This is a genomic window from Mycobacterium sp. IS-1590 (assembly GCF_001500025.1).
Lineage (GTDB): Bacteria > Actinomycetota > Actinomycetes > Mycobacteriales > Mycobacteriaceae > Mycobacterium.
Genome location: NZ_LQIW01000001.1, coordinates 312,720 through 328,593, shown reverse-complemented (window position 1 = coordinate 328,593; position 15,874 = coordinate 312,720). Strand labels below are relative to the sequence as shown.

Below are 15,874 nucleotides of genomic sequence, written 5' to 3'. Positions count from 1 at the left end.
GGTAACGGGCTAGCGGAAGTCGCGAGATTTTGAGCCGACCGCCAAGGTCAGCTTGCCCATCCGCTCGGCGACGACGGTGACGGCGCCGGTGGCGTTCTGCACCTGACCGCGGATCAGCAGCGCCGGAGCCGTCTGCGCCAGCTTGCGGTGCCGCGCCCACACCCCGCGCGAGCAGATGACGTTGACCATCCCGGTCTCGTCCTCCAGGTTGAGAAAGGTCGCCCCTTGCGCGGTCGCCGGCCGCTGCCGGTGCGTCACCGCCCCGGCCACCAACACCCTCGAGCCGTCGGGCACGTCCAGTAGCTTGCCCGCCGGGATGACACCGAGCCTTTCGAGATCCTCCCTGAGGAACTGCGTCGGATAACTGTCGGGGGAAACGCCGGTCGCCCACACATCGGAGGCGGCCAGCTCGAGTTCGGTCATACCCGGCAGTGCGGGAATGTGTGACGAGGCGCCCACGCCCGGCAGCCGGTCGGGTCGTTGGCCGGCGGCCGCGCCTGCCGCCCACAACCCTTCGCGTCGGGTGATGTCGAAGCAGCCCAGGGCTCCGGCGGTGGCCAGTGCCTCGGTCTGGGGTACAGACAGTTGCACTCGCTGAGTCAGATCCAGCAGGGAAGTGAACGCGCCGTTGGCTTTTCGTTCCTCGACAAGCTGCTCTGCCAGTTCGTCGCCGATGTGCCGGACCGCCCCCAGACCCAATCTGACCGCGTTCCCGGTGTCTTCCAAAGTCGCGTGCGCCAAGCTGGCGTTGACATCCGGGCCGTGCACGGTGACACCGTGTCGGCGGGCATCGGCCACCAGGGTCTGCGGCGAGTAGAAGCCCATCGGTTGGGCCCGCAGCAGCGCGGCGCAGAACGCGGCGGGGTGATGCAGCTTGAACCACGACGAGTAGAACACCAGCGACGCGAAGCTCAACGAATGGCTCTCGGGGAAGCCGAAATTGGCAAAGGCCTCCAGCTTCTCGTAGATGCGGTCGGCGATCTCGCCTGTGATGCCGTGACGTTGACGCATACCGTCGTAGAACCTGCTCCGCAGCCGGCGCATCCGTTCGGTCGACCGCTTGGATCCCATCGCGCGGCGCAGCTGATCGGCCTCGGCGGCGGAGAAACCCGCGCAGTCCACCGCGAGCTGCATGAGCTGTTCCTGGAACAGTGGCACCCCCAGCGTCTTGTGTAACGCGGGCTCCATCGACGGATGGTCATAGGTGACGGGCTCTTCCCCGTTGCGTCGCTTGATGTAGGGATGCACCGACCCGCCCTGGATGGGGCCGGGCCGGATCAGCGCCACCTCGACGACAAGGTCGTAGAACACGCGGGGCTTGAGCCGTGGCAGGGTGGCCATCTGGGCGCGCGACTCCACCTGGAACACCCCGACGGAGTCCGCTTTCTGCAGCATCTCGTACACGGCGGGCTCGGACAGGTCCAGCTTCGCCAGGTCGACGTCGATGCCCTTGTGCTCGCGCACCAGGTCGATGCAGTAGTGCAGCGCCGAGAGCATGCCGAGGCCGAGCATGTCGAACTTCACCAAACCGATTGCCGCGCAATCGTCTTTGTCCCACTGCAGCACGCTCCGGTTCGCCATCCGGGCCCATTCGACCGGGCACACGTCGGCGATGGGACGATCACAGATGACCATGCCGCCGGAGTGGATGCCCATGTGTCGGGGCAGGTTGGAGATCTGCCTGGCCAGGTCGATGACCTGCTCGGGGACATCCTCGACGTGAGTCTCCTCGCCCAGGTTGCCCCACTGGCCCAGTTGTTTGCTCCAGGCGTCTTGCTGTCCTTGCGAGAAGCCCAGCGCACGGGCCATATCGCGCACCGCGCTGCGGCCGCGGTAGGTGATGACGTTGGCGACCTGCGCGGCGTAGTCGCGGCCGTAGCGGTCGTAGACGTACTGAATGGCCTTCTCCCGCAGGTCCGATTCGATGTCGATGTCGATGTCGGGTGGGCCGTCGCGCGCCGGGGACAGGAACCGTTCGAACAGCAACTCGTTGGCGACCGGATCCACGTTGGTGACACCGAGTGCGTAGCAGACCGCCGAATTGGCCGCCGATCCCCTGCCCTGGGCCAGGATGCCGTTCTCCCTGCAGAACCGGGTGATGTCGTGGACCACCAGGAAGTAGCCGGGAAACGTCAGCTGTTCAATGACTTTCAGCTCGTGTTCGATCTGTGCGTACGCCCGCGGCGCACGCTGCGGTGGGCCGTACCTTCGGCGCGCGCCCTCCATCACCAGATGACGCAGCCAGCTGTCCTCGGTGTGGCCGTCCGGCACATCGAACGGCGGCAACTGGGGTGCGATCAGGGCGAGCCCGAACGCGCACTGCTCACCGAGCTCTGCAGCGGCAGTGACGACCTCCGGCCGGTCGGCGAACAGTCGCGCCATCTCGGCACCCGACCGCAGATGCGAACCACCCAGCGGGGCAAGGTAGCCGGCGGCCTCGTCCATCGAGTGGCGGGCGCGGATCGCCCCCATCGCCATGGCCAGCCGGCCGCGTGACGGTTCGGCGAAATGGGCGGCGGTGGTCGCGACCACGCTCAGCCCGAACCGCGGTGCCAGTTCGGCCAGGATGGCGTTGCGTTCGTCGTCACAGGGATGTCCGTGATGGGTGAGCTCGACGCTGACCCGGTCGCGGCCGAAGCGGTCGACCAGGTCGGCGATCGCACGACCCGCCGCCTCGGGACCGCCCTGGGAAAGCGCCCGCCGGACATGGCCTTTACGGCAACCGGTGAGGATGTGCCAGTGCCCGCCCGCAGCTTCGGTCAACGCGTCGTAGTCGTAGTGCAGCTTGCCTTTCTCACCGCCGGCAAGGTGCGCCTTGGCGAGTTGGCGTGACAACCGCCGGTAGCCCTCGGGACCGCGTGCCAGCACCAACAGGTGCGGGCCGGGCGGGTCGGGGTCTTCGGTCCGATCACCCCCGCCCAGCGACAGTTCGGCGCCGAACACCGTCGACATCTCCAGTTCCTTGGCGGCCTCGGCGAAGCGCACCACCCCGTAGAGGCCGTCGTGGTCGGTCAGCGCGATCGCCCGCAGGTCCAGCCGGGCCGCCTCCTCGACCAGTTCCTCCGGTGTGCTGGCGCCGTCGAGGAAGCTGTACGCCGAGTGGGCGTGCAGTTCGGCGTATGGGACCGAGGACCTGGGCCGCTGGAGGTCGAGCGGTTGGTACTCCCCCCGCTTGCTGGACCAGGCCGGGCTGTCGCCGCCGTCGCCGATCTGCTCGTCGATGGGCCAAGCGCCGGCACGGCGCGGTTTGCCGTTGAGTACGCGCTCCATTTCCACCCAGCTCGGTGGCCCGGTATGCCAGCCCATGGTTGCAGTGTATCGAACTTGTGTTCGAATAATCCGGGTACTCGTTCTACTCCGGCCCGAATGCCCCCGTTATCCCCAAGGCCAGGTTCATCCACAGGGTGGACGCCGGAGTGCGCCGGGCGGCCGCTCCGCGTCTGCTCCCGCGGCTAAATTCGCTTGTATGTTCGAACAGCTGCTCGAGACGGCCGACGGCGCCAACGGTGCCGGAGCGGCCGGGGCGTGGGCGCGCATCGAGAACGCCGCCTGCGCGCGCCGGCTTTCGGCGGCGGCCGATGTCTTGGATCGGATGTACGCCGCCGACGGCTCGGCCGAGCGCGACCAATGGATCCTCGACAACTACGCCGCGGTCGCCGCCGAGATCGCACCCGCCCAGCAGGTGTCGCTGGGAATCGCGGCGGCCCAGTTGGAGATCGCGATCGCCCTGCGCGACCGGTTACCTCGAACGAACGCGGTGTTCCTGACCGGTGCAATCACTTACCGCACAGTCGCTGCCATCGTGTTCCGCACCTACCTGATCCAGGATGGCGACGCGTTGGCCAAAGCCGATTCCGCTATCGCCGCGCACGTCGAGGGATGGACGGCGCTGTCATTGAACAAGTTGCACAGTGCGATCGACTACTGGGTCGACCGCTACGACCCCGCTGCTGTGCGCCGCGCCGAGAACAGTTCGCGCAGCCGCTATGTCGAGGTCAAGGACAGCCGAGACGGCTCCGGTGTCGCCCATATCGAAGCCACGGTGTTCGCCCACCACGGCGAGTTCATCGACCAAAGACTCGACGCGTTGGCCGCCACGGTGTGCGAGAACGACCCCCGAAACCAGGAGCAGCGCCGGGCCGACGCTGTCGCTGCGGCCATGAGCGGGGCCCAATCACTCACGTGCGAATGCGGGTCTGGCGAATGCCCGTCCGCGGGTGTCACCGCGAGCGATGTCATGGTGCACGTAGTGGCCGGCGAAGACTCGCTGAATGATGCGACCCCGGCGGAATTGGACGGCGACAAGCCCGTTGAGCCGATCGAGGCCAACGATTCCACGCTCGGCGGCCCGGCCGCGACGGGGCCGGGCTATGTGATCGGTCGCGGAGTGGTGCCGGCACCGATCGTTGCCGCCAAGCTCGCCGTCGCCAAGCGTCGACCCGTCAAGCATCCCGGGGATGCGCCGCCGGAGAAGAGTCGGGTTCCCTCGGCGGCGCTGGCGTGGTTCATCCGCTGCCGCGATCTGTCGTGCCGCTTCCCGAATTGCGACAAGCCGGCCACTCAGTGCGACCTCGACCACACGGTCCCCTACCCACGAGGCGCCACGCAGGCATCAAACCTCAAGTGCCTGTGCCGAACCCACCATCTCTACAAGACGTTTCTGGGCTGGCGTGATCGACAACATCCCGACGGCACCGTGGAGTGGCTCTCACCGGCTGGGCAGAAGTACACGACCCATCCGGGTAGCAAGCTGCTGTTCCCGTCGCTGTGCCGACCGACGGCGCCCGCGGTCATCGACACCGACGTCGACCTCCTCGATGACGCGGTGCGATGCTTGAAGATGCCGCGGCGCAAGCGAACCCGCGAACAGAACCGCGCGGAGGCCATCGACGCGGAGCGTCAGCGCAATCAGCCCTACGTCGACGAACGCAATAAGCCACCGCCGTTCTAATCGGCGACGGCGAGCAGTCGCCATTCGCCGGGCACACCTTTCAATTCGTGTGTCCCACGATCTACGAACTCGAGCCCCGAGCCAATCACCAGGTCGCGCAGAGTGCTTGACACCAGCACGTCGTTGGGCCTTGCCAGCGCGGCGACGCGTGCACCGATATGCACGGCGATACCTCCGATGTCATCATCACGCACCTCGCACTCGCCGGTGTGCAAGCCCGCGCGCACTTCGACACCGAGCGCCCGCACCGCATCACGGATCGCCATGGCGCAGCGGATCGCTCGCTGAGGACCGTCGAACATCGCCACGAAGCCGTCACCCGTGGTGTTCACCTCGCGGCCCCGGAAACGGGCGAGTTGTGCCCGCACAACGGCGTCGTGCGCATCCAGCAAGGCGCGCCAGTCGCGATCACCCATTTCCGACGCGCGGCGCGTCGAGTCCACGATGTCGGTGAACAGCACCGTCGCCAGCACGCGGTCATCGACCATCTCGGGCTGGTGTCCGGTGAGGAACTGCGCAACCTCCTCGAAAGCGTCTCGCCACGGCTCGACGATGTGCAGCAGATTGCGCCCGGGTAGCTCGGCATACTTGGCACCTGGAATGCAATCCGCGATGTACCTACCCCAATCCCGGGGGATCACAGCGTCATCCGTGTGGTGGATGACGAGTGTGGGCACCCGTATGGCCGGTAGCAGTGCACGCACGTCCATCTCGGACATGAAGCGCATCATCGAGGCGGCGGTGCTCGGGCTGGCCGACAGGCGTTCCAAGCGACCCCAGCTTGCCCGAATCTCCTCGTTCCACGGCATGTCCGGGTTCAAGAAATGGTGCGACTCTCCTGTACCCCACATCCCCACCATTGCGGCGAGGACCTCCTCAGGGGTGGGACCGTTGACGCGCGCAGCGTTCGGATCCGCGTAGCCCTCCAACACCACCAACCCGGTTGTGCGAGAAGGATGCGTTGCCGCGAAGACGGTTGCCGCCGCCAATGCGCCGACACCTGCGATCAGGACGGCTTCGCTACTGCCCAGTTCGTCGAGCACCGCGGTGATGCTGTCGACCCATAGCTCCAAGGTCGCCAATGCGCCGCCCGGGACGGGATCGGAGGCTCCCATGCCCGGCTGGTCGAAGAAGATCAGCCGACCCAGCGATGTCATCGCCTCCACCCATCCGCGCGTGACCGGGACCTCTGGAGCGAGTTCGCAGTTTGAGAACCAGTTCGGGACGACGACGATGTCGCGCTCACCCTCGCTCGACGCGCGATAGGCGACACGCAAATCCCCATTCAGCGCGTAACGCGTCTCGGAGAACATGGTCCGGACGGCTACGGGAGGTCTTCGGGCCCGAACTGCTCGCGCGGCACCACCACCATCGGCACGTCGAGCACCCGCAGCATCTTGGCTGCCTTCGATCCGAGGAACAGCCGCCGGGGCGCGCTGAGCCGGCTCGACCCGACCATGATCAGGTCCCCGTCGCGCCAGTCCAGCTTGCCCACCGCCTCCTCGATGGTCCGGCCTTCCACGATCATCGAGGTCACCGGGAAATCTTCTGGCAGCTCGGATTTCGCGACCTCGTGGACGTGGCGCGCATGGGCGAGAGCTCGCTCCCGCACCGCATCGCCGTCGCCGCGGAGCGCACCGAAAGTCGGGTCCAGCGCCACCAACGACACCAGCCGTAACGGCGTTCCCGCCGCCCGGCTGTAACGAACCGCCATGTCCAGCAACACATCCGCGCCTTCACGCTCACCGATCGCGCACGTCGCTTCGCGTGCGCGGTCCACGGGTGAGTGCCGCGTCCCCCTGGGCGCCACGGCCACCGGTAACGGAGCCGAGTGCAACAGGCCGTTGACCGTCGACCCCAATGTGTAACTGCCGACCAGGCCACCCGATCCGCCGACGACGATCATGTCGGCCTCGACGCGCGCCGCTTCCTGGATCAGCCCGTCGGCGGGCGAGTCGTCGACGCGGACGTGGCTACGCACGACGATGTCGTCGGGTACCGACGCGCGAGCCTCCTCCAGCCATTGTTCGGCCTGCCCGACGAGATGCTTCTCGAAATCACCGACCGGCTTGATCGACGGCGCCACCCTGTCCGGCGGCAGCACCATGCACAGGTCGAGGTCGGCGCCGAGCGTCCGGGCGAACCGCACACCGAGGGCCAGCGCATCCGCGCCGCCGGGCGTGGCCAGATATCCAACGACGAGCCTCATGGTCGATCATCCTTTCAATCTGAAGCGGCGAACGCCCGCGGATCGACCAAATGCGCGTCAGTCGCGGTACTCGGCGGCACCGTCCTCGAGAACCAACCGCGAGTTCGAACCGTCGGGTTCGGCCGCCTCCGTGCGGAACACCGCCCGGCCCGCGTCGGTCCGCCAGATCGAGGTGGTCAGCGTCTCCCCCGGAAACACCGGCGAGGTGAACCTGGCGTCGATCGCATTCACCTTCGTCGCGTCACCGCCACCGAGCTCGGCCACCAGCGCCCGACCCGCCACGCCGTAGCTGCACAGGCCGTGCAGGATCGGCTTCGGGAAGCCGGCGAGCTCCCGCGCGAACCAGGGATCGCTGTGCAACGGGTTGCGATCACCCGACAGCCGGTAGATCAACGCTTGATCATCGCGGGTGGGCAGGGCAATTCGCGCGTCGGGCTCGCGGTCGGGTATCTCCGGAGCGGCGGGCCGCTGCCCCGGTTGCCCGCCGAAGCCGCCCTCACCGCGAATGACCGCCGTGGTGAAGGTCTCGGCGACGACCTTCGACGTGTCGGGATCCGTGCCCGTCGCCTTGAGCATGACGATCGCGTTCTTGCCCTCACCCTTGTCCTGGATGTCGGCGACCTCGGCCACCACGCTGAGCTTGCCGGCCGGTTTCAGCGGTTCGTGAAGCCGGATCCCCTGCGAACCGTGCAACAGCATCGCGAAGTTGAACGAGCCGATCAGGCCCGCCGCCGCGAACGGCAGGCAGGCGATCACCGCGTACGTCGGCAGCACCTGTTGCTCGATGCCGTGGCTGTTCTCGGTGGTGAACGCCAGATCAGCGGTGCCCGCGCCGACACCGAGTGCGTACAGCAGCGTGTCGCGGTCGGTCCATTCGAACAGTTGCGGGTCGGTCTTGGCGCCGATGGCGTTGGGGTCGAGAGGCATACCTCGAACGATATCCCGCATTGACGTCTCGGCCGTGGGGGTCCACGATGGCTCGCATGCGCTATGTCGTTACCGGCGGTACCGGGTTCATCGGCCGGCGGGTGGTGACGCGGTTGTTGGCCCGCAGCAGCGACGCCGAGGTGCTGGTGCTCGTCAGGCGCCCCTCGCTGTCGCGGTTCGAGCGATTGGCAACGACCTGGGGCGACCGAGTGAGACCCCTGGTCGGCGACCTCTGCGAACCGGATTTCGGGCTCACGACCGACGACCTCACCGTCATCGGCGCCGTCGACCATGTCGTGCACTGCGGCGCGGTCTACGACATCACCGCCTCCGACGCCGATCAGCGCGCAACCAACGTCGACGGCACCCGCGCGGTGGTCGACCTGACGTTGCGGCTCGACGCGACGCTGCACCATGTGTCGTCGATCGCGGTCGCAGGCACCTTCCGCGGCGAGTTCACCGAGGACGACTTCGACGTCGGCCAGGACCTGCCCACCCCGTATCACCGCACCAAGTTCGAGGCCGAGCAGATCGTCCGGAACACCGCTGGGCTGCGGTACCGGGTCTACCGCCCCGGCGTCGTCGTGGGCGATTCGCGCACCGGCGAGATGGACAAGATCGACGGGCCGTACTACTTCTTCCCCACCCTGGCGAGGCTGGCCAAGCTGCCGTCGATCACGCCGATCGCCCTGCCCGACGCCGGCCGCACCAACCTCGTCCCCGTCGACTACGTCGTCGACGCGCTCGTCGCGCTGATGCACCTGCCCGACCGAGACCAGGAGACGTTCCACCTGACCGCACCGAAAGCCGTTGGGCTGCACGCTATCTACCGTGGCGTGTCGAAGACGGCCGGGCTTCCGCCGCTGCGGGCGTCCCTGCCCCGTTCCACCGCGACGCCGTTCCTGAGGGCCACCGGCCGCGCCAAGGTGATCCGCAACATGGCGCTCACCCAGATCGGACTGCCCACCGAAATCCTCGACGTAATCGGCCTGATGCCGACGTTCACCAGCGAGCGCACCACAGAAGCGTTACGCGGGACGGGGATCACGGTCCCCGACTTCGCCGGCTACGCGCCCGCGCTCTGGCGCTACTGGGCCGAACACCTCGACCCCGAGCGCGCGCGCCGCGACGACCCCAGAGGTCCGCTGGTCGGCAGGCACGTGATCGTCACCGGCGCATCGAGCGGGATCGGACGCGCTTCGGCCATCGCGATCGCCGAACGCGGCGCGACCGTATTCGCGTTGGCGCGCAACGCCGATGCGCTCGATGAGCTGGTGGCCGAGATCCGGGCCGACGGCGGTCAGGCGTATGCGTTCACATGTGACGTCACCGACTCGGCATCGGTGGAGAGCACCGTCAAGGACATCCTCGGCCGGTTCGACCACGTCGACTACCTGGTGAACAACGCGGGCCGATCGATCCGCCGCTCGGTGATCGCCTCGACCGACCGCCTGCACGACTACGAGCGGGTGATGGCGGTCAACTACTTCGGCGCGGTGCGGATGGTTCTTGCGCTGCTCCCGCATTGGCGCGAGCGGCGATTCGGCCACGTCGTCAACGTGTCCAGCGCCGGCGTGCAGGCACGCAACCCCAAATACAGCTCCTACCTCCCGACGAAGGCCGCGCTCGACGCGTTCGCCGATGTGGTCGCGACCGAGACGCTGTCCGACCACATCACGTTCACCACCATCCACATGCCCTTGGTACGCACGCCGATGATCGTGCCGTCGCGTCGTCTCAATCCTGTTCCGGCGATCAGCGCCGAGCACGCCGCGGCGATGGTGGTGCGTGCCCTGATCGACAAGCCGGCCCGGATCGACACCCCGCTGGGCACGCTCGCCGACTTCGGCAACTACCTCACGCCGAAGCTCTCCCGGCGGATCCTTCACCAGCTCTACCTCGGATATCCGGATTCGGCTGCGGCCCGCGGCGTGCCGACACCCCCATCGACCGCGCGGACACCGCGTCGCCCGAAGAAGCCCACGCGGCCCCTACGCGTCCCGCGGCCGGTGAAGTCCGCGGCGCGCCTCGTCCCGGGTGTGCACTGGTAGCTATCGTTGGCGAGGTGACCCAGCCTGTCTTCGTCGACGTCGACACCGGCGTCGACGACGCGATGGCGCTGACGTACTTGTTCGCCAGCGACGACGCCGAGGTGGTCGGCATCGCTTCGACGGCGGGAAACGTTCCGGCGCAACAGGTTTGTCGCAACAACCTCGGCCTGCTGGACCTGTGCAGAATGCCGGACATTCCCGTTTCCAAAGGAGCCGAGCAGCCGGTCAGCTCACCGCTGCGCACCGCAGAGGACACCCACGGGCCCGAGGGGATGGGGTATGCGCAGGTGCCCGCCACCGAGCGCCGGCTCACCGAGTACGACGCCGCCGAGGCGTGGGTGCGCGCCGCTCACACACATCCGGGTGAGCTGCTCGCGATCGCGGTCGGCCCGCTGACCAATCTCGCGCTTGCGCTTCGCGCCGAACCCGCCCTGCCCACGCTGCTCCGCCGCCTGGTCATCATGGGCGGCGCGTTCGACTATCGCGGTAACACGACCCCGGTCGCCGAATGGAACATCAGCGTGGACCCGGAAGCCGCCGCCGAGGTGTTCACCGGCTGGACGGCGGCGTGGGGAGCGGAGAAACCCACGCACCTCCCAATCATGTTGGGGCTGAACCTGACCGAACACATCGCGATGACGCCGGCCTTGTTGAACCGGCTGGCGGAGGAGGCCGGTGCGGAGTCGGTGGCGATGAGCGTGTCCGACGACCGCGGCACCCGGTCAGCGTCGGGCAACCCGCTGATCGCGACGCTGGAGGACGCGATGCGGTTCTATTTCGAGTTCCACTTCGACCAGGGCGAGGGCTATCTGGCGCATCTGCACGACCCGCTGGCCGCTGCGGTGGCGCTGGACCCCGACCTCGTCACCTACCGCCCGACCACCGTCGACGTCGAGTTGACGGGCACACTGACCCGCGGCATGACCATCGCCGACTGGAGCAACCGGTGGAACCGGGAACCCAACGCGCTCATCGGTGTTGACGTCGACCCGGGAACATTCTTCGACCGGTTCATCGCGCGCGTCGGCGCGTTCGCACGACGCCTGAACGGTTAGAGGACCACCGACACCACGACGGCCAGAAACAACAGCAAAAAGATCCCGAGCGCGATGACGCTGACGACGGCGGTCGGTGTCCACCGGTGGCGCGGCCGCGACTCGACGGCGCCCACACCGGAGACCTGGTCGGAATCGGGCGGCGTCGACCCCGGCGGCACCCCACCACCGGGTTCGAGGTCCGGCGTGTTGGATGGTTCTGGATCGGGCGGTATAGCAGTCATCGACGAACGGGTACCCCCTCATGCGGTCGTCATTCATAAATCCCTTCGACGTACCACCGCCGCTGCCGATAACACAGCAGCAAGGCCTGCCCCGGCCGAGGGTCGCGTGAGGACCCCTCGTCGAGCAACACCTGCGCGCGGGCGGTGCGGCCGGCTTTGCGACCTTCCGGATCCCACCACCGTTCGTCAACCGGCCACGGCCCCGCCCACCAGGCCAATCTGCCCGCCTTGACGGCCTTGCCCGGCGTGTCCAACCGCGCGGGGTCGGTGGAGAACAGGCCACGGGCGGTCACCCGCACCGGACGGCCGTCGGCGTCGAACAACTCGACCGGATCGTCGAGCAACACGGTCGGCGACGGTTCGGGCAGCTGGCCGGGCCACGGCTGACGCGGATCGGCCAGCGGCACCTGCTCATCCCCCAGCGGTGTGAACGTGATGCGCTCGGCCGGGCCCCGACCACCGCTGAGCATCGGAACCTGCACCGCCTCCGGTCCGAGCAGACCCTGCACGCGCACCAGCGCGCGGCGGGCACGCAGGCGATCCTCTTCGCCGACCCCGCCCCACAGCGGCAGCTGCAGCGCTTCGGCCGAGACCACCTCCACCGGGCGCAACCGGATCACCGTGATGGGCGCGGTGGGCCGGTCGTTGGGGTTGCGTCTGTTCAGCCAGCCGTCGAGCTGCCAACGCACCCGGTCGGCGGTGGCATCCTCGGTCAGCGGTTCGGCGCAACGCCAAACACGTTCCAGCTCTTCACCATTGGCGGTGCGGGCGTGGATGGCCAGCCGGGTGCATCCCACACCGGACGCGGCCAGGGTGCGGTGCAGGTCGGCGGCCAGCGACCGTCCGGCGAAAGCGGCGGCGTCCACCCGGTCGATCGGCGGATCACAGTCCATGACGGCGTCGAGGTCGGGGTCGGGGTCCCGGCCGGACGGGCCCCGGGTGGGCTCGCCGCGGGCGAACCGGTGCGCGGCCACCGCGTCGGCCCCGAACCGCGAGGCCACATCGCTGCGGGACAGTGCGGCGAATTGCCCGATGTTGCGAATCCCCATGCGCCACAGCAGATCCGCCAGGTCTTCCCGGCCGGGGGCGGCCAGGCTGGGCTCGGTGGCCAACTGGCGGATCGACAGCGTCGACAGGAACGGCGCATCCTGTCCGGGCTCGACGATCCGCCCCGCCCGCGCGGCGAAGACGGCGGTGGGCAACTGGTCGGCGATCCCCACCTGACATTCGGCGCCGGCGGCGGCCACCGCGTCGACCAACCGCTCAGCGGCGGTTTGTTCGGATCCGAAGTAGCGGGCCGCGCCCCGGACCGGCAGCACCAGCAGGCCCGGCCGCAACACCTCGGCGCGCGGCACCAAGTCGTCCACCGCGATCGTGACGTTTTCGAAGTGGCGGGCATCACGCGCCGGATCGGCGGTGACCACATGCAGTTCCGGACACCGCGCCTGGGCTTCCCGACGGCGCAATCCGCGTCGCACTCCCGCCGATCGCGCCGAGGCCGAACAGGCGATGACCCGGTTGGCCAGCGTCACCGCGATCGGGGTGGTCGGCGGCAGGTCGGCCGCGGCCGCAGCGGCGACGGCCGGCCAGTCCATGCACCAGATGGCCAGGACGCGCGACTGCGACGACCCGCGGGACGCGCGTGGACCACTCATCCGCCTACCGCACGGACGGAACCGAACGACCGCCCCCAGGCCCGGGTGGCCAGCCGGACCCGGCTGATGCGACCGAATCCCGGTCGCCCCCGCCCCGCGATCTCGTAGCCGCACACCGAGGCCTCCAACCGGGCCGACGCCCCCTGCCAGTCACCACCGGCGACCAGCAGCGTGCAGCCCTTCTGGCGGGCCCGGGCCACCACCGCCCGCGCACGGGTGGCCGGCACCGACCGCCCGCCCAGGCCGAGCACCACAAGATCCATACCGTCCATCAGCACGGCGGCGACCTCGACCGGGTCGGCACCCGGTTCGGGGATGACCGCGATCCGACTCAAGTCGGCGCCCATCTCCACGGCCGCCAGCAGACCGACGTCGGGTTGGCCGACGATGGCGGCGTGCCCGCCCTCCGCCGTCACCGCCGCGACCATGCTCAGTGGCAGCGACCGGGCTCCCGAGACCACCGCCACCGTCCCGCGCGGCAACGGCGCCGGAAGGAGCCCATCCAGCGATTCGGGCATTGGCAGCAAAGTTTCCGAGTCCGGAAGCGGCTCGGCGTTCGAAGCGGCCCCACGCCGGTTACCGCCCACCTTGCTGGATACCGCCGCAATCTTGCGACGCAGGTGTTCTACCTGTTCAGCGCGGGTAAGCTGACGCTGATCCAGGCTCACGGCGGCTGTCACAACAGCACCTCCCGCATCGTCTGCCCCACTGGTTTTTCGAACGTGTGTTCGATATGCCGAGTAAACACCCACCCACCGACAGCGTCAAGCGGGTTCAGCCGGTCACAGGGGAAAACGGAGGGGAGAAACTACTCCCACTCGATGGTGCCGGGCGGCTTACTCGTCACGTCCAGCACCACCCGGTTGACCTCCGCCACCTCGTTGGTGATGCGGGTCGAGATGCGTTCGAGGACTTCGTAGGGCACGCGCGTCCAGTCCGCGGTCATCGCGTCCTCACTGGAAACCGGGCGCAGCACGATCGGGTGACCGTAGGTCCGGCCGTCACCCTGCACACCCACCGAACGGATGTCGGCGAGAAGGACCACCGGGCACTGCCAGATCTGGTTGTCGAGCCCAGCAGAGGTCAGTTCCTCACGAGCGATCGCGTCGGCGCGACGCAGCGTCTCCAGTCGTGCGGCGGTGACCTCTCCGATGATCCGGATAGCCAGACCCGGTCCCGGAAACGGTTGCCGCGCAACGATTTCCTCAGGAAGCCCGAGCTCACGGCCCACCGCCCGGACCTCGTCTTTGAACAGCAGCCTCAGCGGTTCGACCAGCGTGAACTTCAGGTCGGCGGGCAGGCCTCCGACATTGTGGTGGCTCTTGATGTTCGCGGTGCCCGACCCTCCGCCCGACTCGACGACGTCGGGGTACAGCGTGCCCTGCACCAGGAATTCGACATCAGGCCCACCCCCCTCGACGAGGCCCCGCACCGCGCCTTCGAACGCCCGGATGAACTCCCGTCCGATGATCTTGCGCTTGCCCTCGGGGTTGGTCACCCCGGTCAGCGCTTCGAGGAATCGGTCGGCGACGTCGACGGTGACCAGATTGGCGTGCGTGGCGGCGACGAAGTCGCGCTGCACCTGGGCCCGCTCCCCCGCCCGCAACAGGCCGTGGTCGACGAACACGCACGTCAACCGGTCGCCGATGGCGCGCTGCACGAGTGCGGCCGCGACCGCGGAGTCCACCCCACCGGACAGCCCGCAGATGGCCCGCCCGTCGCCGATCTGCTCGCGCACCTGCTCGACGAGCGCGTCGGCGATGTTGGCCGGCGTCCAGGTCGAGTCGATCCCCGCGAACTCGTGCAGAAAGCGGCTCAGCACCTGCTGGCCGTGCGGGGTGTGCATCACCTCCGGGTGATACTGCACACCTGCCAGCCGACGGCCACGATGCTCGAACGCCGCGACCGGCGCACCGCCGCTGGCGGCCACCACCTCGAAGCCGTCGGGCGCCTCGGTCACCGCGTCACCGTGGCTCATCCACACCGGCTGGGTCGACGGCAGGTCCGAATGCAGCTCTCCGCCAGTGACTTTCAGCTCCGTACGACCGTACTCACGGGTTCCCGTCCGCGCGACGGTACCGCCGAGCACCTGCGCCATCGCCTGAAAGCCGTAGCAGATGCCGAACACCGGAACATCGAGGTCGAACAGCTCCGGGTTCAGCTGCGGGGCACCGTCCTCGTAGACACTGGCCGGACCGCCGGAGAGCACGATGGCCTGTGGGTCGCGGGCCTTGATCTCCTCGACACTGGCGGTGTGCGGGATCACCTCGGAATACACCCGAGCCTCGCGGACCCGCCGGGCGATCAACTGCGCATACTGCGCTCCGAAATCGACAACCAGTACGGGCCGGGGAGATCCTGATGTCACTCGCCCAGTCTAGTTGGCTGCGACGACGTCACACGTGCAGCGCGGTGAACGGCTCAAACGGCAAGTTGCGCACAACGAACCACGCCAGGGTCAGCACCACCGCCAGCGGCGCCGACCACCGCAGGTGCTGCCAACTGCGCACCCGCCTGCCTGCCATGGACCCGTAGATCCAGGCCCCGTACGCCCACAGCAGGACGACCAACGCGAGCACCCCCAGCGCGTTGAACCGGACCGCCGCGGCGACGTCGAGATGCAGCAGCGAGTAGATCATCCGCAGGCTCCCGCACCCGGGGCAGTCGATGCCGAGCAGCGCCTTGGTCGGGCAGACGGGCAGGATCCCGCCGGGAACGGTCGGATCCGCCAACCAGATCGCCGCGCACCCGCCCACCGCGGCGGTGGCGACCGCCAACGGCGCGGCGAGCGAGCGCACGGAA

General features: G+C 68.4%; 12 protein-coding genes. 3 read left to right on the top strand and 9 right to left on the bottom strand.

Going from position 1 to position 15,874, the window contains the following annotated elements; translation table 11 throughout:
• Positions 1-9 precede the first annotated feature (9 nt).
• On the bottom strand, positions 10-3,306 hold the full coding sequence (locus tag AU197_RS01595) for an error-prone DNA polymerase (RefSeq protein WP_064400621.1): 3,297 nt from the start codon (positions 3,304-3,306) through the stop codon (positions 10-12).
• A 160-nt stretch (positions 3,307-3,466) separates the two neighbouring features.
• Between AU197_RS01595 and AU197_RS01590 the strand changes: the two genes are divergently transcribed.
• Positions 3,467-4,951 (top strand): HNH endonuclease signature motif containing protein, encoded by a 1,485-nt coding sequence (locus AU197_RS01590; protein WP_064400620.1) that lies wholly within the window; start codon positions 3,467-3,469, stop codon positions 4,949-4,951.
• On the opposite strand, the gene AU197_RS01585 is transcribed toward AU197_RS01590, so the two are convergent.
• The 3 genes from AU197_RS01585 to AU197_RS01575 are packed head-to-tail and all read right to left on the bottom strand — an operon-like array spanning position 4,948 to position 8,087.
• Positions 4,948-6,264 carry an adenylate/guanylate cyclase domain-containing protein gene (locus AU197_RS01585; protein WP_064400619.1) on the bottom strand — a complete coding sequence of 439 codons (1,317 nt, stop codon included), beginning with the start codon at positions 6,262-6,264 and terminating at the stop codon, positions 4,948-4,950. The genes AU197_RS01590 and AU197_RS01585 overlap by 4 nt on opposite strands.
• A gap of 11 nt (positions 6,265-6,275) precedes the next feature.
• Positions 6,276-7,160: a universal stress protein gene (locus AU197_RS01580; RefSeq protein ID WP_064400618.1), complete on the bottom strand. Its 885-nt coding sequence runs from the start codon at positions 7,158-7,160 to the stop codon at positions 6,276-6,278.
• 57 nt (positions 7,161-7,217) lie between these two features.
• Positions 7,218-8,087: a MaoC family dehydratase gene (locus AU197_RS01575; protein WP_064400617.1), complete on the bottom strand. Its 870-nt coding sequence runs from the start codon at positions 8,085-8,087 to the stop codon at positions 7,218-7,220.
• A gap of 56 nt (positions 8,088-8,143) precedes the next feature.
• Between AU197_RS01575 and AU197_RS01570 the strand changes: the two genes are divergently transcribed.
• Together AU197_RS01570 and AU197_RS01565 are read left to right on the top strand one after the other, a co-directional pair.
• Complete coding sequence (locus AU197_RS01570; protein ID WP_197415427.1) at positions 8,144-10,138, top strand: SDR family oxidoreductase; 1,995 nt, start codon at positions 8,144-8,146, stop codon at positions 10,136-10,138.
• 14 nt (positions 10,139-10,152) lie between these two features.
• Positions 10,153-11,193 (top strand): nucleoside hydrolase, encoded by a 1,041-nt coding sequence (locus AU197_RS01565; protein ID WP_064400615.1) that lies wholly within the window; start codon positions 10,153-10,155, stop codon positions 11,191-11,193.
• On the opposite strand, the gene AU197_RS01560 is transcribed toward AU197_RS01565, so the two are convergent.
• The 5 genes from AU197_RS01560 to AU197_RS01540 all read right to left on the bottom strand — a co-directional run bounded on the left by AU197_RS01560 (position 11,190) and on the right by AU197_RS01540 (position 15,870).
• Positions 11,190-11,417, bottom strand: a complete 228-nt coding sequence (locus tag AU197_RS01560; protein WP_064400614.1) for a DUF6480 family protein — start codon at positions 11,415-11,417, stop codon at positions 11,190-11,192. The genes AU197_RS01565 and AU197_RS01560 overlap by 4 nt on opposite strands.
• A gap of 29 nt (positions 11,418-11,446) precedes the next feature.
• A complete protein-coding gene (locus AU197_RS01555) occupies positions 11,447-13,072 on the bottom strand; it encodes a DNA polymerase Y family protein (RefSeq protein ID WP_064400613.1) in 1,626 nt (541 codons plus the stop codon).
• A complete protein-coding gene (gene imuA' / locus AU197_RS01550; RefSeq protein WP_064400612.1) occupies positions 13,069-13,752 on the bottom strand; it encodes a DnaE2-dependent mutagenesis accessory factor ImuA' in 684 nt (227 codons plus the stop codon). The genes AU197_RS01555 and imuA' overlap by 4 nt, the downstream gene beginning before the upstream one ends.
• Positions 13,753-13,880: 128 nt before the next feature.
• Complete coding sequence (gene guaA, locus AU197_RS01545; RefSeq protein WP_064400611.1) at positions 13,881-15,440, bottom strand: glutamine-hydrolyzing GMP synthase; 1,560 nt, start codon at positions 15,438-15,440, stop codon at positions 13,881-13,883.
• Between the two features lie 28 nt (positions 15,441-15,468).
• Entirely contained in the window at positions 15,469-15,870 is a 402-nt protein-coding gene (locus AU197_RS01540; RefSeq protein WP_231744790.1) for a DUF2752 domain-containing protein, read from the bottom strand.
• Between the last annotated feature and the right edge of the window lie 4 nt (positions 15,871-15,874).